Source organism: Providencia sp. LY12 (assembly GCF_057621555.1).
The window spans coordinates 66,604-84,864 of record NZ_CM172594.1 but is presented as its reverse complement, the minus strand read 5'-3'; the positions used below and the strand labels follow the sequence as shown (position 1 = coordinate 84,864).

General features: G+C 45.3%; 11 protein-coding genes, 2 tRNA genes and 2 rRNA genes. 4 read left to right on the top strand and 11 right to left on the bottom strand.

The window, feature by feature from the left end:
- Positions 1 to 70: 70 nt before the first annotated feature.
- From ACY3ZI_RS00350 to ACY3ZI_RS00335, 4 genes are all read right to left on the bottom strand, one after another.
- A 23S ribosomal RNA gene (locus tag ACY3ZI_RS00350) occupies positions 71 to 2,976 on the bottom strand.
- Positions 2,977 to 3,310: 334 nt separating this feature from the next.
- Positions 3,311 to 3,386: transfer RNA gene (locus ACY3ZI_RS00345), tRNA-Ala, on the bottom strand.
- A gap of 133 nt (positions 3,387 to 3,519) precedes the next feature.
- A tRNA-Ile gene (locus ACY3ZI_RS00340) sits at positions 3,520 to 3,596 on the bottom strand.
- 65 nt (positions 3,597 to 3,661) lie between these two features.
- Positions 3,662 to 5,201, bottom strand: a 16S ribosomal RNA gene (locus ACY3ZI_RS00335).
- Together the 16S and 23S rRNA genes with 2 tRNA genes alongside form the textbook arrangement of a ribosomal RNA operon.
- Before the next feature lie 530 nt (positions 5,202 to 5,731).
- Between ACY3ZI_RS00335 and ACY3ZI_RS00330 the strand changes: the two genes are divergently transcribed.
- Both ACY3ZI_RS00330 and mdtD read left to right on the top strand, forming a co-directional pair.
- Positions 5,732 to 6,424, top strand: coding sequence for a FadR/GntR family transcriptional regulator (locus tag ACY3ZI_RS00330; RefSeq protein WP_211887550.1), 693 nt, complete (start codon positions 5,732 to 5,734; stop codon positions 6,422 to 6,424).
- A gap of 45 nt (positions 6,425 to 6,469) precedes the next feature.
- A complete protein-coding gene (mdtD, locus tag ACY3ZI_RS00325; RefSeq protein WP_211887552.1) occupies positions 6,470 to 7,882 on the top strand; it encodes a multidrug transporter subunit MdtD in 1,413 nt (470 codons plus the stop codon).
- Here mdtD and rbsR read toward each other — a convergent pair.
- The 6 genes from rbsR to rbsD form a co-directional block, all read right to left on the bottom strand.
- Entirely contained in the window at positions 7,879 to 8,880 is a 1,002-nt protein-coding gene (gene rbsR, locus ACY3ZI_RS00320) for a ribose operon transcriptional repressor RbsR (protein WP_487375787.1), read from the bottom strand. The genes mdtD and rbsR overlap by 4 nt on opposite strands.
- 9 nt (positions 8,881 to 8,889) lie before the next feature.
- Positions 8,890 to 9,813: a ribokinase gene (gene rbsK, locus ACY3ZI_RS00315; RefSeq protein ID WP_154603246.1), complete on the bottom strand. Its 924-nt coding sequence runs from the start codon at positions 9,811 to 9,813 to the stop codon at positions 8,890 to 8,892.
- Positions 9,814 to 9,915: 102 nt separating this feature from the next.
- The gene (gene rbsB / locus ACY3ZI_RS00310; RefSeq protein WP_487375786.1) at positions 9,916 to 10,806 is read right to left on the bottom strand and encodes a ribose ABC transporter substrate-binding protein RbsB; all 891 of its coding nucleotides are present in this window, start codon (positions 10,804 to 10,806) and stop codon (positions 9,916 to 9,918) included.
- A 39-nt stretch (positions 10,807 to 10,845) separates the two neighbouring features.
- Positions 10,846 to 11,808, bottom strand: a complete 963-nt coding sequence (rbsC, locus tag ACY3ZI_RS00305) for a ribose ABC transporter permease (protein ID WP_036950589.1) — start codon at positions 11,806 to 11,808, stop codon at positions 10,846 to 10,848.
- On the bottom strand, positions 11,805 to 13,319 hold the full coding sequence (gene rbsA, locus ACY3ZI_RS00300) for a ribose ABC transporter ATP-binding protein RbsA (protein WP_187128539.1): 1,515 nt from the start codon (positions 13,317 to 13,319) through the stop codon (positions 11,805 to 11,807). The genes rbsC and rbsA overlap by 4 nt, the downstream gene beginning before the upstream one ends.
- 7 nt (positions 13,320 to 13,326) lie before the next feature.
- Entirely contained in the window at positions 13,327 to 13,746 is a 420-nt protein-coding gene (gene rbsD / locus ACY3ZI_RS00295; RefSeq protein WP_108479112.1) for a D-ribose pyranase, read from the bottom strand.
- 392 nt (positions 13,747 to 14,138) lie between these two features.
- On the opposite strand from rbsD, the gene ravA reads away from it, so the two are divergent.
- Together ravA and viaA are read left to right on the top strand one after the other, a co-directional pair.
- Positions 14,139 to 15,662 (top strand): ATPase RavA, encoded by a 1,524-nt coding sequence (gene ravA, locus ACY3ZI_RS00290; protein ID WP_154603242.1) that lies wholly within the window; start codon positions 14,139 to 14,141, stop codon positions 15,660 to 15,662.
- On the top strand, positions 15,659 to 17,116 hold the full coding sequence (gene viaA, locus ACY3ZI_RS00285; RefSeq protein WP_211887556.1) for an ATPase RavA stimulator ViaA: 1,458 nt from the start codon (positions 15,659 to 15,661) through the stop codon (positions 17,114 to 17,116). Before ravA ends, viaA begins: the two co-directional genes overlap by 4 nt.
- On the opposite strand, the gene asnA is transcribed toward viaA, so the two are convergent.
- Positions 17,117 to 18,109, bottom strand: a complete 993-nt coding sequence (gene asnA, locus ACY3ZI_RS00280) for an aspartate--ammonia ligase (protein ID WP_036950599.1) — start codon at positions 18,107 to 18,109, stop codon at positions 17,117 to 17,119.
- Positions 18,110 to 18,261: the final 152 nt, after the last annotated feature.

Below are 18,261 nucleotides of genomic sequence, written 5' to 3'. Positions count from 1 at the left end.
TGACTACCCTTTGGCGTCACTGTCATTGAATCAACTCAATCTCTCATCTCAAAAACACCTTCGGTGTTGTCAGGTTAAGCCTCACGGTTCATTAGTATTGGTTAGCTCAACGTATCGCTACGCTTACACACCCAACCTATCAACGTCTTAGTCTTAAACGTTCCTTTAGGACCCTTAAAGGGTCAGGGAAGACTCATCTCAAGGCAAGTTTCCCGCTTAGATGCTTTCAGCGGTTATCTCTTCCGCACTTAGCTACCGGGCAATGCCATTGGCATGACAACCCGAACACCAGTGGTGCGTCCACTCCGGTCCTCTCGTACTAGGAGCAGCCCCTTTCAATCTTCCAACGCCCACGGCAGATAGGGACCGAACTGTCTCACGACGTTCTAAACCCAGCTCGCGTACCACTTTAAACGGCGAACAGCCGTACCCTTGGGACCTACTTCAGCCCCAGGATGTGATGAGCCGACATCGAGGTGCCAAACACCGCCGTCGATATGAACTCTTGGGCGGTATCAGCCTGTTATCCCCGGAGTACCTTTTATCCGTTGAGCGATGGCCCTTCCATACAGAACCACCGGATCACTAAGACCTACTTTCGTACCTGCTCGAGCCGTCACTCTCGCAGTCAAGCTGGCTTATGCCTTTGCACTAACCGCATGATGTCCGACCATGCTTAGCCAACCTTCGTGCTCCTCCGTTACTCTTTGGGAGGAGACCGCCCCAGTCAAACTACCCACCAGACACTGTCCGCACCCCGGATTACGGGGCTACGTTAGAACATCAAACATTAAAGGGTGGTATTTCAAGGTTGGCTCCACGCAGACTGGCGTCCACGCTTCAAAGCCTCCCACCTATCCTACACATCAAGGCTCAATGTTCAGTGTCAAGCTATAGTAAAGGTTCACGGGGTCTTTCCGTCTTGCCGCGGGTACACTGCATCTTCACAGCGAGTTCAATTTCACTGAGTCTCGGGTGGAGACAGCCTGGCCATCATTACGCCATTCGTGCAGGTCGGAACTTACCCGACAAGGAATTTCGCTACCTTAGGACCGTTATAGTTACGGCCGCCGTTTACTGGGGCTTCGATCAAGAGCTTCTCCTTACGGATAACCCCATCAATTAACCTTCCAGCACCGGGCAGGCGTCACACCGTATACGTCCACTTTCGTGTTTGCACAGTGCTGTGTTTTTAATAAACAGTTGCAGCCAGCTGGTATCTGCGACTGGCTTCAGCTCCATGGGTAAACCACTTCACCTAATGCCAGCGTGCCTTCTCCCGAAGTTACGGCACCATTTTGCCTAGTTCCTTCACCCGAGTTCTCTCAAGCGCCTGAGTATTCTCTACCTGACCACCTGTGTCGGTTTGGGGTACGATTAATGATAATCTAGAGCTTAGAGGCTTTTCCTGGAAGCGGGGTATGAGCTACTTCGCCACCGTAGTGACTCGTCATCAGACCTCAGCATATAGTGAACCGGATTTGCCTAATTCACCTGCCTACATCCTTAAACCGGGACAACCGTCGCCCGGCCAGCCTAACCTTCTCCGTCCCCCCATCGCAATTATCACCAGTACGGGAATATTAACCCGTTTCCCATCGACTACGCATTTCTGCCTCGCCTTAGGGGTCGACTCACCCTGCCCCGATTAACGTTGGACAGGAACCCTTGGTCTTCCGGCGTGCGGGTTTTTCACCCGCATTATCGTTACTTATGTCAGCATTCGCACTTCTGATACCTCCAGCATGCCTCACAGCACACCTTCACAGGCTTACAGAACGCTCCCCTACCCAACAATATTTACATATCGCTGCCGCAGCTTCGGTGCATAGTTTAGCCCCGTTACATCTTCCGCGCAGGCCGACTCGACCAGTGAGCTATTACGCTTTCTTTAAATGATGGCTGCTTCTAAGCCAACATCCTGGCTGTCTGAGCCTTCCCACTTCGTTTCCCACTTAACTATGACTTTGGGACCTTAGCTGGCGGTCTGGGTTGTTTCCCTCTTCACGACGAACGTTAGCACCCGCCGTGTGTCTCCCGTGATAACATTCTTCGGTATTCGTAGTTTGCATCGAGTTGGTAAGTCGGGATGACCCCCTAGTCGAAACAGTGCTCTACCCCCGAAGATGAGTTCACGAGGCGCTACCTAAATAGCTTTCGGGGAGAACCAGCTATCTCCCGGTTTGATTGGCCTTTCACCCCCAGCCACAAGTCATCCGCTAATTTTTCAACATTAGTCGGTTCGGTCCTCCAGTTAGTGTTACCCAACCTTCAACCTGCCCATGGCTAGATCACCGGGTTTCGGGTCTATACCCTGCAACTCATTCGCCCAGTTAAGACTCGGTTTCCCTACGGCTCCCCTATACGGTTAACCTTGCTACAGAATATAAGTCGCTGACCCATTATACAAAAGGTACGCAGTCACACCACAAGGGTGCTCCCACTGCTTGTACGTACACGGTTTCAGGTTCTATTTCACTCCCCTCGCCGGGGTTCTTTTCGCCTTTCCCTCACGGTACTGGTTCACTATCGGTCAATCAGGAGTATTTAGCCTTGGAGGATGGTCCCCCCATATTCAGACAGGATAACACGTGTCCCGCCCTACTCGTCGAGTTCACAACACTAACACCTTCGGATACGGGGCTATCACCCTTTACTGCCGGCCTTTCCAGACCGTTCTCCTGATGCTAATGCTGATTAAGACTCTGGGCTGCTCCCCGTTCGCTCGCCGCTACTAGGGGAATCTCGGTTGATTTCTTTTCCTCGAGGTACTGAGATGTTTCAGTTCCCTCGGTTCGCCTCGTTTGACTATGTATTCATCAAACGATAGTGCAACGAATTGCACTGGGTTTCCCCATTCGGAAATCGTCGGTTATAACGGTTCATATCACCTTACCGACGCTTATCGCAGATTAGCACGTCCTTCATCGCCTCTGATTGCCTAGGCATCCACCGTGTACGCTTAGTCGCTTAACCTCACAACCCGAAGGTGTCTTTTTATCAGACGACACGAAACGTCATGGCTGTGCGTGGTGAACTTCTTCGTTGGGCAGGGTTCGCAATGCTCACGTACTTATGTACGCTGCGCTTGCTGCACGCTGTCCACCTTGAATTTCACACTGCTCGCTCATGCCACTCGCTTGTGTGTTTGAAAAACACGTTCAAGTTGAGATTTTTGAGAGACTCTCACATTGTTTAAGCGATAAACAATGTGCGTTGTTTTCAATTTTCAGCTTGTTCCAGATTGTTAAAGAGCATAATTATTCGCAATAGACTATTTCTAATCTATTCTGAATAATCAGAAAGTTTATGGTGGAGCTAAGCGGGATCGAACCGCTGACCTCCTGCGTGCAAGGCAGGCGCTCTCCCAGCTGAGCTATAGCCCCATAAAGGTAATTCCAGTATCGATTCTCTCACTAAGAAAGAATTTTGAGTTAAATCGAATTTAGGCAAGGCATAACTTGGCGACGTTTACGTCTGGTAAACGAGCTGAGTTATAACGAAGCATCAATTCGATTTTGGTAGGCCTGAGTGGACTTGAACCACCGACCTCACCCTTATCAGGGGTGCGCTCTAACCACCTGAGCTACAAGCCTATCGATACCGTTACTCTATTTCATCAGACAATCTGTGTGAGCACTTCACAAGTACACTTCAATGGTAAGGAGGTGATCCAACCGCAGGTTCCCCTACGGTTACCTTGTTACGACTTCACCCCAGTCATGAATCACAAAGTGGTAAGCGCCCTCCCGAAGGTTAAGCTACCTACTTCTTTTGCAACCCACTCCCATGGTGTGACGGGCGGTGTGTACAAGGCCCGGGAACGTATTCACCGTAGCATTCTGATCTACGATTACTAGCGATTCCGACTTCATGGAGTCGAGTTGCAGACTCCAATCCGGACTACGACGTACTTTATGAGTTCCGCTTGCTCTCGCGAGGTCGCTTCTCTTTGTATACGCCATTGTAGCACGTGTGTAGCCCTACTCGTAAGGGCCATGATGACTTGACGTCATCCCCACCTTCCTCCGGTTTATCACCGGCAGTCTCCTTTGAGTTCCCGACCGAATCGCTGGCAACAAAGGATAAGGGTTGCGCTCGTTGCGGGACTTAACCCAACATTTCACAACACGAGCTGACGACAGCCATGCAGCACCTGTCTCAGAGTTCCCGAAGGCACCAAAGCATCTCTGCTAAGTTCTCTGGATGTCAAGAGTAGGTAAGGTTCTTCGCGTTGCATCGAATTAAACCACATGCTCCACCGCTTGTGCGGGCCCCCGTCAATTCATTTGAGTTTTAACCTTGCGGCCGTACTCCCCAGGCGGTCGATTTAACGCGTTAGCTCCGGAAGCCACTCCTCAAGGGAACAACCTCCAAATCGACATCGTTTACAGCGTGGACTACCAGGGTATCTAATCCTGTTTGCTCCCCACGCTTTCGCACCTGAGCGTCAGTCTTTGTCCAGGGGGCCGCCTTCGCCACCGGTATTCCTCCACATCTCTACGCATTTCACCGCTACACATGGAATTCTACCCCCCTCTACAAGACTCTAGCTGACCAGTCTTAGATGCCATTCCCAGGTTAAGCCCGGGGATTTCACATCTAACTTAATCAACCGCCTGCGTGCGCTTTACGCCCAGTAATTCCGATTAACGCTTGCACCCTCCGTATTACCGCGGCTGCTGGCACGGAGTTAGCCGGTGCTTCTTCTGTTGGTAACGTCAATCGTTGATGATATTAGCATCAACGCCTTCCTCCCAACTGAAAGTACTTTACAACCCTAAGGCCTTCTTCATACACGCGGCATGGCTGCATCAGGCTTGCGCCCATTGTGCAATATTCCCCACTGCTGCCTCCCGTAGGAGTCTGGGCCGTGTCTCAGTCCCAGTGTGGCTGATCATCCTCTCAGACCAGCTAGGGATCGTCGCCTTGGTGAGCCATTACCTCACCAACTAGCTAATCCCATATGGGTTCATCCGATAGCGCAAGGACCGAAGTTCCCCTGCTTTGCTCCTAAGAGATTATGCGGTATTAGCTACCGTTTCCAGTAGTTATCCCCCTCTATCGGGCAGATCCCCATACATTACTCACCCGTCCGCCGCTCGTCAGCGAGAAGCAAGCTTCCCCTGTTACCGCTCGACTTGCATGTGTTAGGCCTGCCGCCAGCGTTCAATCTGAGCCATGATCAAACTCTTCAATTAAAAAGCTTGATGCTCAAAGAATGTTTACTGTCGTTTGATTTCCGAAGAAACCAAATTACCTATTAGTTCATATATATGAATTAACGTGTTAGTCACTCTTCAAGACTTAAAATCAAATATTTTTTTGATAGTGTCCTGTGAGTGCCCACACAGATTGTCTGATAAATTGTTAAAGAGCGGTGCGACTTAATCTTTTGATTATCGACTTTAGGTCGTTGTCGCGAGGTGTCGTATACTACGTTTTTTATTTAGAAAGTCAAGCGATTATTTTCAACTATTTTCTTTCTTCACCTCTGTTATCACGGGGCTTCGAGGTTTTCTTCGAGCCGGTTTGTCGTGACAACGGATGCGCATTATAGGGAGCTCCCAAAATCTCGCAAGTGTTTTTTTACATATTTATTTCGTTCGCGCTTTTTTTAGCCAAATATGACTTAATAGCGTAAATTACTACTGTTTTTTGACTATTTCAGCAGCAATAATTGATTTACTCACGTAACATATCATTGATTAGTATCTGTATGAGATGAATTATGGAATTGAGCAAGCAACAAAATGCCTCACAAAAAAACCTCTCTTTTATTATTGCGCGGAGTCTTGGACAGCTCATATTAAAAGGCACCTACTTATCTGACTCTATTCTTCCCAGTGAATTAGAATTATCAAAGCAGTTTAATGCAAGCCGAACCGCCATAAGAGAAGCCATTAAGACATTAGCGGCAAAAGGCATGGTTTTAGCTCGTCCTCGAATTGGTACACGAGTCATGCCCGCATCGAATTGGAACTTTCTCGACCAAGACTTATTAAATTGGTGGATTAATAGCGAAGAAAAGTCCGTGGTGATTAAGCATTTTCAAGTTGTTCGCCTCGCTATTGAACCTCAAGCTTGCTATCTCGCTGCACTGAATGCCACAGAAGAACAAAAACAGTCTCTGCAATTACTATCAAATGAAATGGTAACCTTGGAAAAAGAGTTCGATAGACCTCACTGGATAAAAGTTGATTTTCGTTTTCATCTCACTATCTATCGGGCGTGCTGTAATCCGTTTTTAATTTCGTTCGCGAATCTGTTTAGGTCGGTGTACCAGCTTTATTTTGATGCAATAACAGAAAATGATGCGATTGAAGTGGAACTTCATCAACAACTTGCTGATGCTATTATTAACGGCAATAGTCGTGAAGCTTACGATCTCTGCTATACCTTATTAACGACAATGAACAAATAAGCTAACAGAACGAATTCGCTCACCAAATTTATCGATAGGTAACGGATGTTTAAAACTGCTAAAAATATGTCGGGTTTGCCATGGATTGCCGCGATGGCTTTCTTTATGCAAGCGTTAGATGCCACAATATTGAATACGGCACTGCCTGATATCGCCAAAAGTTTGCATCACTCTCCATTAGCGATGCAATCTGCCGTGGTGAGCTATACCCTAACAGTTGCACTGTTAATTCCGGTGAGTGGTTGGTTTGCCGATAGGTTTGGTACTCGACGTATCTTTATTATTGCGGTTTCTCTGTTTTCTTTAGGATCATTGCTCTGCGCTCTTTCCCCTTCATTAACAGTGCTGGTTATTTCTCGCGTTATCCAAGGAATTGGCGGGGCGATGATGATGCCAGTAGCGCGACTCGCATTAATTCGGGCGTATCCGCGCAGTGAACTTCTGCCTATATTGAATTTTGTCACTATCCCTGGATTAGTCGGCCCCATCTTAGGACCTCTATTAGGTGGTATTCTCGTCACTTATGCCACATGGCATTGGATATTCATTATTAATATCCCTATTGGTGTACTTGGGATTGTGTATGCATTAAAGCATATGCCTGATTTTAAAATGCCAAAGCGTAAGTTTGATACCCTTGGATTTCTTTTATTTGGGTTTGGCTTGGTCATGCTGTCGGTCAGTTTAGATCTGTTTGGCGATAAATCATTATCTAGCTATATACCTTTAGCGATTGTTCTGGGCGGTTTTCTTTGTCTTCTTCTTTATATATTCCACGCAAGGCGCATTAAGCACGCCATTATTCCGCTCAACTTATTTAAGACGAGAACCTTTTCCATCGGTATTAGCGGTAATATCGCCACGCGATTAGGTACAGGAAGCATTCCATTCTTAATGCCATTAATGCTACAAGTGGGATTTGGTTATGAAGCAGTGGTGGCGGGAATGATGATGGCTCCGCTGGCCATTGGCTCGATTACAGCAAAATCCGCAGTCACAAGAATTCTAACCCGATTTGGATATCGTAATACGCTATTTACTGTCACGGTGATTATTGGGTTGATGGTCTCGCAGTTTTCGCTGCAATCTCCAGATATGTCGATTTATCTGCTTATCGTTCCGTTGTTTGTTTTAGGAATGGTGATGTCCACCCAGTTCACTGCCATGAATACCATTTGCTTAGCGGATTTAACGGATAATAACGCTAGCGCCGGTAACAGTATGCTCGCAGTGACTCAGCAACTTTCGATTAGCTTTGGGATCGCAGTGAGCGCCACCATTTTGAGCTTTTTTGATAACCAGCCAAATAGTAATGTCGTGGATAACTTCCATTACACCTTTATTACTATCGGGGCTATTACGTTACTTTCTGCCTTTGTGTTTCTATTACTCAGTAAAACCGATGGCGATAATTTAATTAAAGGCAAAGGCAAAAAATCTGAGAAAACGCAGAATTAGCGTTTCCTCACTGATTGGCGTTCCACGAGTTTTGGCGTTAAGACTAAAACAGAGGGTTCCGCATCTGGGTTATCCATTCGATAAATGAGTTGGTTAACCGCTTGCTGACCAAGTTCATCCTTTGGCTGATGAACAGTAGTGAGTGGTGGGATCATATAAGAAGAAAGTGCAATATCGTCATAACCAATAATGGAAATGTCGTCTGGCACTTTCATGCCTTTTTGGTAAATCGCTTGGTAGGCACCGACCGCCATCGCGTCATTCCCCGCAAAAATAGCATCTGGGGGATTCGGTAACGCCAAAAGTTTATTCATCGAATCAAACCCACCTGAAAATTCAAAATCGCTAAAGATAATATATTCTTCGTGGATTTTGAGGGATGCCGCCTTCATGGCATGAAGGAAACCTTGATAACGCGCTTGTGCGGGAGATTTATCTTGAGGACCGGCAATACAGGCAATTCGAGTAAACCCCGCATCGATTAAATAACGCGTGGCGATTTCACCGCCGAGGAACGAGTTATCCTGAATAATATCTCCGGCTGATTCAAACGGAGACCAGTCCATCATTACTGTAGGAACGGACGGATAACGAGAAAATACGGCTTTGGATGGACCCTGCGCTTCGGTGCACATAATAAGAAGCCCATCGACGCGTTTTTGCAGAAGGGTTTCTAAGCTATGATCCATTCGCTTGAAATCCCCTTCGGTGTTGCACAGGATCAAACTGTAACCCAATTCGTAGCAACTACGTTCTACACCACGCACGACTTCCGCATAAAACGGGTTATTACTGGCAGTCAGTAACATTCCGATGGTATTGGTGCGGTTCATCTTCAAACTTCTCGCTAAGGCCGATGGCGCATAGTTGAGTTGTTCGATGGCACTTTTTACCCGTGAAGTGACGCTTTCGCTAACATAGCGATTTTGATTGATAACATGGGAGACGGTGGATGTTGACACGCCAGCAAGGCGAGCAACATCTTTCATTGTTGCCACAAATTGATCCTATTGAAGAAGAAACTGGTCTATTTCATTACGCCATGGAACAGAAGGTTGTGCGCCAGGACGTGTCACTGCAATTGCAGCCGCCGCATGGGCAAAGACAATCGCATCTTCATCAGACTGACCTTCAAGTAGCGCAGTTACATACGCCCCATTGAATGTATCACCTGCTGCAATGGTGTCCACCGCTTTCACTTTAAAGCCCGGAATTATTTTCCCTTGCTTGCCTGATTCACTGTACCAAACCCCTCTGGCGCCCAATGTAATCATCACTTTATTAATGCCTTTTTGATGCAGTGCTTGCGCTGCTTTTTGTGCGCCTTCTTCATCATTAACAGCGATGCCCGTTAAATGCTCCGCTTCCGTTTCATTCGGCGTGATCACATCCACCAGCGACAGTAGCGAATCTGGCAACGCTTGTGCAGGCGCTGGGTTTAAAATCACTTGAGTTTGGTGTTTACGCGCGATCTCAGCGGCCATTTGAACAGTTTCAATTGGCGATTCAAGCTGCATCAATAAAGCATCAGCATCGATAATTTTTTGCTGATATGCGGCTAGTCGTTCTGTAGAAAGATGACCATTGGCTCCCGCATTGATCCCAATAATATTTTCGCCTTGCCCGTTTACATAAATGAGTGCAACACCCGTTGTTTCACCAGCAACTGAATCAATACAATCAATCTTAATTGTATCTTTTTGCAGCTGTTTTTTGATACTAACACCGACATCGTCATCACCGACACAAGCAATAAATGTGATATCAGCGCCACTACGACCTGCGGCTACCGCTTGGTTGGCACCTTTGCCACCGAAAGCAACTTGGTAACTATCACCTCTTACTGTTTCGCCAGGCTGGGGAAACTGCTGCACATTGAGAATGTGGTCAACGTTGATACTACCTAAAACAACCAGTTTAGCTGCTGCCATCACATTTATGTCCTTTTGCTGCGCAATTAAATAAACCGCCGCTAAACTCACGGCGATTTATCAATCTTCTTGTTTTATCAAGGATAATTATTTTATATAAAACTATTGTTTTACCACGAGTTCTAATTCAACAGGAACTGTTGCTTCGACTTTCTCGCCTTTTAATACTTTATCTGCGATCTGCACTCCAACAAAACCAATTTGATCTGGGCGTTGAGCAATCGTCGCGCCTAACTTTCCACCTTGAACTGCTTTGATACCGTCATTTGTACCATCAAAACCAACCACTAAAACGTCATCTCGACCAGCAGTTTGTAATGCTCTTAACGCACCTAATGCCATTTCATCGTTTTGTGCAAAAACAGCCTGAACAGCAGGGTGTGCGGTCAGTAAGTTTTGCATAACGTTCAAGCCTTTAGTTCTATCGAAATCTGCAGGCTGGCTCGCTAATACGTTGAATTTATGTTCTTTAGCACCCGTATTGAAACCTTCACCACGTTCACGAGCAGCCGACGTTCCTGAAATTCCTTCTAATTGAATAACTTTGGCATCATTGCCCGTTTTCTTAGCGATAAAATCTGCTGCCATTTTTCCGCCCATGCGGTTATCAGAGGCAACATGGCTCACCACTTCACCTTTGTTCGCAGCACGGTCTAAAGTGATCACTGGAATTTTCGCTTTGTTTGCCATCAGGATAGAGTTACCCACAGCATCAGAGTCTGTTGGGTTGATCAGCATTAACTTAGTACCACGAACTGTTAAATCTTGGACGTTCGCTAACTCTTTCGCTGGGTTATCTTGAGAATCCAAAACAATCAGTTCATAACCCAGTTTGTCCGCTTCTTTTTGTGCCGCATCTTTCATGGTCACAAAGAATGGGTTATTCAGGGTTGAAATAACCAGCGCGATACTCTCTTTGGCCATCGCGTTCACACTGACGGTTGCTGTTAGTGCAAAAGCGGTAAATAAAGTCGCTAATTTATTCAGTTTCATAAGAAAATTCCTGTCGTTATCGGGTAGGGGTCAGAATCACTATTTTTTGTTATCAACAAGTACAGCTAATAAAATCACAACGGCTTTTACGATCATTTGGTAGTTCGAGGAAATACCTAATAAGTTCAAACCATTGTTTAAGAAACCAAGGATCAGCGCACCAATCAGCGTACCAACAATGCGCCCTTTACCACCAGCGAGGCTTGTGCCACCCAGTACCACCGCAGCAATCGCATCCAGTTCATAACCGTTACCCGCCATTGGCTGAGCAGAAGATAAACGTGCAACTTCAATCACACTCGCCAACGCTGCTAATAAACCACACAGGGAGTAAACGATAATTTTAATTTTATCGACATTAATACCAGATAAGCGGGTCGCTGATTCATTTCCACCTAACGCATAGATATAACGACCTAAGCGAGTGTGGTGCAGCATGTACCATGCTGCAGCAAAGACGATAACCATTAACCATACTGGGGTAGGAATACCTAATGGGCGTCCGATACCAAACCAGCCAAATAAATCGGCATTATCGCTAAAGCCGGTATTGATTGGGCTGCCATCGGTATAAACACGGGTTACACCACGTAGTAATAGCATCATGACCAATGTTGCAATAAAAGCTTGGACTTTACCTTTGGCGACGATCACCCCTGTGCATGCACCAATTGCAGCACCGAGCGCTAATGCTCCTGCGACAGCAACAAAGGCATTCACTTCAGCACCGACCATCGATGCAGCCACCGCACCTGTTAATGCCAGCAGTGATCCCACAGACAAATCAATGCCCGACGTAAGAATCACTAATGTCATTCCCACCGCCATAATCGCGTTCACAGAAGTCTGTTGCAGGATGTTAAACAGGTTGTTGACCGTAAAAAAGTTAGGACTTAGGGTTGAAACAATCGCAATTAAGACTAATAGGGCGATTAAGGATTTTTGCTCCATTAGCCATGCTTTGCTGAAATAGCGTTTTGATGGTGCGGTTGTTGAACTCATGCTGTTAACTCCTGAACTGAGCCGTAATTTTTACCGACTGCGGCCGCCATTAAGGCTTCCTGCGTTGCTTCTTTGGCAGAGAATTCGCCGCTGATATGCCCTTCATGCATAACCAAAATGCGATCGCTCATCCCAATCACTTCAGGCATTTCTGAAGATACAAGGATGATACTCAGCCCTTCTTTTTTAAATTGGTTGATTAGTTGGTAGATCTCTTTTTTTGCCCCGACGTCGACACCACGGGTTGGCTCATCGAGGATAAGCACTTTCGGTCGTGTCATTAGTCCACGGGCAATAGCCACTTTTTGCTGGTTACCACCAGATAAGTTGCCAATAATTTGGTCCATGGATGGGGTTTTAATATTAAATAAGCGGATAAAATCCCCCACGGTCATCTGTTCTTCACTGTGCTTTAAGCTGCCGCCAAAACGGCTGAAATAACCTAATGCCGTTAAGGACATATTTTCTTTTACTGACATCCCCAGCACTAACCCATCGCGCTTACGGTCTTCCGAAATATAAACGATGCCGTTATTCAAGCCATCTTGCGGGGTTTTTAAGGTGACGTTTTTACCTTCTAACTGGATATTGCCAGATTTTTTCGGAGCTGCACCGTAGATGATTTTCATCAGCTCCGTACGTCCTGCGCCCATCAAACCTGAAACACCTAAAATTTCACCGCTTTTTAGCGTGAAACTGGCATTGGTGACACCGGGGCCAGAAACATTTTCAACTTGCAGGCGAATATCGCCAACAGGTACATCGACTCGTGGATACTGGTCTTCCAGTTTGCGTCCTACCATCATCTCAATCAGTTTTTCTTCTTCTAATTCACTGACGGGCTTTTCACCAATAAACTGGCCATCACGAAAAACAGTCACGTCGTCGCAAATTTCGAAGATCTCTTTTAAACGGTGAGATATATACACAATGCCGCAGCCTTGGGATTTTAAATCTTCAATCACGCGAAAGAGTGAGGCGGTTTCGGTATCGGTAAGTGCGTCTGTCGGCTCATCCATAATGATGACTTGAGACTGAAAGCTGAGAACTTTGGCAATTTCCACCATTTGTTGTTCACCGATAGATAATTCGGCGATAGTTTGGTGGCTATCGTAATCAAGGTTTAATCGCTGGAGCAGTTTGTCTGATTCGTTGAACATTTTTTTCCAGTCGATTTTGCCGAATTTGTTCACAAATTCGCGACCTAAAAAAATGTTTTCAGCGATGGTAAGTTCAGGAATTAAATTCAGTTCTTGGTGAATGATCCCAATCCCCGCTTCTTGGGAACTTTTCGGACCATTAAACGCCACTTCTTTACCAAGGTAACGGATCGCGCCCGCGTCTTTGTTGTAGATCCCCGTGAGTACTTTCATCATGGTGGATTTACCCGCACCATTTTCCCCCACCAGCGCCATCACTCGACCAGGGTAGACTTTTAAGGCGGCTCCAGAGAGAGCTTTTACACCGGGGAAGGCTTTATCAATGCCGATAAGTTCTAATAAAGGTTGCATAGTCACCTCAGAAAGTCACACCAGAACAAAGAATGATATTAGCGTATGGTGAACATTCCCCTGTTCGGATCACGGCTTTGCTTTCATGAGTACGTTGCTTGAAATGTTCATGACTGCAATAGATGACTTCAATATGATTTCCCTGCGCCGCTTCCAATTCATGAAGATGGGCTAAAATAGCTTTTTCCATTTGCGGATTTATTTTGCTGATTTCTTGAGCAAGTATCGCTTTTTCTACCTGCATTTCTTGGGTGATCACCCGCAAAACAGACATAAAATCCGGTAGTCCTTGCGTCACAGCCAGATCGATACGTTCAGCGCTGGCAGGAATGGGTAAACCTGCATCTCCCAGTGTGATATGGTCGGTATGACCGAGTTTTGCAATCACGGAAGCAACATTTGAGTTAAGCAACATACCTTTCTTCATTCTTTACCACCGTTTTTAGTCTATTTTTTCTACTTTTGAGTTTCGACTCTGCATGAGCGAAACGTTTCGCTTATACAATAATAGTAAAGAACAGTCACAACTCAATGTTCTTATCTTGGTTTTGTGATCACTATCGAAACGTTTCGTTAGCCTATTTTTACGCATAAAAAGCTAACTTATTGAATAAGTTGTCGCTGAATCGTTCCTGCCTAATTAATACTCAGTTGTTCGTTACAAGGTAAATTTGTTGCTCTTTATCCGAAATAACATCAAAGAAAAATCACAAAACTGATTGCACAATGAATAAAAGGACAGCTAACCTAGCAATAGCTTGGTCAATAACCATCTCCCTCTAACCCTTAGACGAGTTATTTAGAGAAAAGGAACACCTTATGCAATTAGCAGAACGGATAGCCCAATTAAGCAACTACCTTGAAGGTGGTTTGTATGAACGTCAGCAAGCTATTCGTTTGTGTTTGCTCGCCACGCTGAGTGGGGAAAGTGTGTTCTTGCTGGGGCCTCCTGGGATAGCGAAAAGCTTAATTGCCCGCCGCATGAAATATGCCTTCCGCCAAGCAAATGCGTTTGAATATTTAATGACGCGCTTTTCTACCCCTGAAGAGATTTTTGGACCGCTTTCCATTCAAGCCTTAAAAGATGAAGGGCGTTATGAGCGTTTAACCAAAGGATACCTGCCCGATGCGGAAGTGGTGTTTTTGGATGAAATTTGGAAAGCAGGCCCTGCCATCTTAAATACCTTACTAACTGCCATAAATGAACGCAAATTCCGTAATGGGGATGAAGAGAAAAATATCCCAATGCGCTTGCTAGTCACCGCATCCAACGAACTACCCGATGCGGATAATAGCCTTGAAGCGCTGTTTGATAGGATGTTGCTGCGAATTTGGCTGGATAAAGTACAAGAGAAACAAAATTTCCGCGCGCTGCTGACAGGCAAATCTCAGCAAGAAGAGAATTTGGTTCCTGATCACCTAAAAATCAGTGAAGAAGAATATCGCGAGTGGCAAAAAGAAATTCCCAAGGTTTCGCTGCCCGATCACTGTTTTGAATTGATTTATCAATTACGCCAACAAATTGATGCCACAGAGAAGAATCTGTATGTCTCTGATAGACGTTGGAAAAAAGCCGTTTATTTATTGCAGGCTAGCGCATTCTTTAATGGTCGAAACTCTGTTTCGCCGTTGGATATTGTGCTGCTCAAAGATTGCCTATGGCACGATATGCAGTCAATGAACCTACTGCCCCAATTGCTCAAGTCATTAGTACAAGAAGATGGTTGGCAACAGCGTAAATTTACGCGAGAAATTGAGCAAGTTTACCAACAGTGGATGTCATCCACCCAAGATCAAAATAACCAAGATGCGTTTAAAGTTTTAAAAAATAACGCAATGTTTGCACGAAAAGCCTCTTATGTGTTGCCTGATAATATTAGCGAAGGGCGCGTAACCCTATTTTTGCATCGCCCATTACAGCTACATAATATGAAAGTGACCTTTATTACCACCGAGAAAAAATCACTGGTAAATTTCCTTAATAAAGGCACCACATTATCCGCTCATCTTAATGGAATTGGTTTCGCGCAAGAGCTAGCCGCTGAAGTGAATAATTTAAACCAAATCCAACTGTTAGACGTTAGCCATCAAGCATCAACCTTATATTTACAAGATAAAAATCCTACAGCGGCGCCGACAACCAATAATAAAGAGTGGCTAGATAAGCTTGATGCTATCCAAAACGAGATCCAAGGGGCGAAATACCAATTTGAGAAGCAGCAACCTAACCTGTTTATCGAGGCGCATTGGCTCGCAGATGTTGAAGAGAGCTTTATTAAACTTAGCGATAAACTGACCCAGCTCCGCCAGCAAATTATGGGAAAAGTGGCTAATTCATTATGATGAGCCTAGCGTCCCTCGAATTATTGCTTTCCGTGAATGAAAGCCAGCTGATTGAAGAGATTATTATTTCTCTTCTCGCCACCCCACAGCTGGCGGTTTTCTTTGAAAAGCATCCTCGATTGAAAAAGGCGCTATTAAAAGATCTTTCCAGCTGGAAAAAAGACCTTAAACAGAAGCTGCAAGATGCGCTAGTCCCTCAGCAACTATCTGAAGAGTTTGGGCTATATCAGAAGTCATTAGGCATCCCCACGGATACGTTCTTCACGCAATTACCCGATGTGATAGCGCGGCTCGAGCAGTTAGATTCCCCGTTTTACCGTGAAGCCTTACAACTGCAAAAGGGCAAAATTGAAAATCGCAGTGCACGGCAATCTTTAATTGTTCAGCGTTGGCGTATTAGTTTGATTTTGCAGGTGACTACATTACATAAAGAGCTCTTAGAGCAAGAAAAAGAGCAATTGCTGGCGGAATTACAGCGCCGTTTAGCATTGAGTGGAAACCTTGAGGATATTCTAGGGGAAAACGAACGCTCATCAGGGCGATTGTGGGATCTTAGCAAAGGGTTTAATAACCCAGCGTCTTATAATGATCAGTTAATCGCTCGCTACAGTGATTTTTTGCGCCAGCAACCCGAGCTTGAAAAAATTGCTCAGCTACTGGGGCGTAGCCAATCAGCCAAATCTATTCTGGATGATAATGTGCTCCTTGAGCCGATGACGGTGATGGAAAAAGTCCCGGAAACTGTACCTGAACAAGTGAATGGCTTAAACCAGAGTGACGATATTCTGCGGCTATTACCGGCTGAGCTTGCGATGCTAGGCCTCGAAGATATTGAATTTGAATTCTACCGTAAGTTATTAGAGAAACAGCTTATTACCTATCGTTTACAAGGGGAAAGCTGGCAAGAACGCAAAGTTTTACGCCCAGTCACTCATCATCAACATGAAGATCAGCCTAGAGGCCCATTTGTGGTTTGTATCGATACTTCCGGTTCGATGGGTGGAATCAATGAACGCTGTGCAAAAGCATTCTGCCTCGCTTTAATGAAAATCGCGCTGGCGGATAACCGAGCTTGCCATGTGATGCTGTTTTCCACCGAAATTGTTCATTATGATCTTCTCTCAGCAGATGGCTTAGAACAGTGCATGCGCTTCTTGCATCAAACATTCCGTGGCGGAACAGACTTAGCGGCATGTTTGCGAGAAACAACAGTAAAATTGGAGTCAAAACAGTGGAGTGATGCCGATGCGGTTGTTATTTCAGACTTTGTGGCTCAACGCTTACCGGACGAGTTAATTCAGAAGATAAAATCCCTTCAGAAGGTGGGTAAATACCGCTTCCATGCGGTATCAGTCTCAAATTATGGGAAGCCCGGTATCATGAAGATATTTGATCATATCTGGCGCTTTGATACAGGGCTAAAGAGCCGACTACTGCGCCGTTTTAATCGCTAATTACAGCATATCTTCAACAGTTTCAGCCATTTCTGGTGACCAAACACCACACTGAACTTGACCGATATGTTGACGTTGCAGTAGTAACATCACTAAGCGAGATTGGCCAATACCACCACCGATAGATTGCGGCATTTCACCTTTGACTAACGCTTGATGCCATTCCAATTCCATACGTTTTTCATCACCTGTTAATGCGAGTTGGCGAGTTAAACATTCAGGACTGACACGGATCCCCATTGAAGAGATTTCAAATGCGTCTTGTAATACAGGGTTCCAAACAATGATGTCACCGTTTAAGCCTTTGAAGCCATCTTCGTTTTCGGTTGTCCAGTCATCGTAGTCTGGTGCACGCACATCGTGGGATTCGCCGCTTGACAGTTTTCCACCAATACCGATTAAGAATACAGCACCCAATTCTTTCGCAATCGCACGCTCACGACCTTTTGCGTCTAAGTCTGGGTAACGTTTTAGCAGCTCTTCGCTGTGGATAAAGTGAATTTGGTCTGGCAGGAACGGTGCCAGTCCAAATTCTTTACTTACGGCAGCTTCTGTTTCTTTTATTGCCTTATAGATTTTACCCACTGTCTGCTTCAGATAAGGAAGTGTACGATCCTCATCTGCCATCACTTTTTCCCAATCCCATTGGTCAACATAGACGGAGTGGATTGGAGTTAAGCGATCCTCGTCCGGACGTAACGCTTTCATGTGTGTGTACAGACCTTGACCTTCGCTGAAACCAAAACGACCTAAGGTTTTGCGTTTCCATTTAGCCAAAGAGTGAACCACTTCAAACGTTGCACCAGGAATTGATTTCACTTTTACTTGAACGGCTTTTTCGCAGCCTGATAAGTTGTCTTGTGTACCATCACCTAAACGGCTCAGGATAGGACCTTGAACTTCGATTAAGCCAAGCTCTTTTTCAAGTAAACGTGAGAAATAAGATTTAACAAAGCTGATTTGTTGCTGATGTTCGATGAATGACTTGTCCATAATTTTACCCATAATTTGTTAGCTGTAATTAGCCGATGTGTAGATTAAGCAACAAAATGAGGTATAAATTCAATATCCATCATTAAAAAAAGCCTTTACTATTTATTTTGATTAAAAAAATGGGTATAAAAATGAATAATCATCAAAACGAG

Bases quoted from the DNA above. Each gene is read 5' to 3' on its own strand.
- ACY3ZI_RS00330 (WP_211887550.1), top strand. From the start codon at position 5,732: ATGGAATTGAGCAAGCAACAAAATGCCTCACAAAAAAACCTCTCTTTT.
- mdtD (WP_211887552.1), top strand. From the start codon at position 6,470: ATGTTTAAAACTGCTAAAAATATGTCGGGTTTGCCATGGATTGCCGCG.
- rbsK (WP_154603246.1), bottom strand. From the start codon at position 9,813: ATGGCAGCAGCTAAACTGGTTGTTTTAGGTAGTATCAACGTTGACCAC.
- rbsB (WP_487375786.1), bottom strand. From the start codon at position 10,806: ATGAAACTGAATAAATTAGCGACTTTATTTACCGCTTTTGCACTAACA.
- rbsC (WP_036950589.1), bottom strand. From the start codon at position 11,808: ATGAGTTCAACAACCGCACCATCAAAACGCTATTTCAGCAAAGCATGG.
- rbsA (WP_187128539.1), bottom strand. From the start codon at position 13,319: ATGCAACCTTTATTAGAACTTATCGGCATTGATAAAGCCTTCCCCGGT.
- rbsD (WP_108479112.1), bottom strand. From the start codon at position 13,746: ATGAAGAAAGGTATGTTGCTTAACTCAAATGTTGCTTCCGTGATTGCA.
- ravA (WP_154603242.1), top strand. From the start codon at position 14,139: ATGCAATTAGCAGAACGGATAGCCCAATTAAGCAACTACCTTGAAGGT.
- viaA (WP_211887556.1), top strand. From the start codon at position 15,659: ATGATGAGCCTAGCGTCCCTCGAATTATTGCTTTCCGTGAATGAAAGC.
- asnA (WP_036950599.1), bottom strand. From the start codon at position 18,109: ATGGACAAGTCATTCATCGAACATCAGCAACAAATCAGCTTTGTTAAA.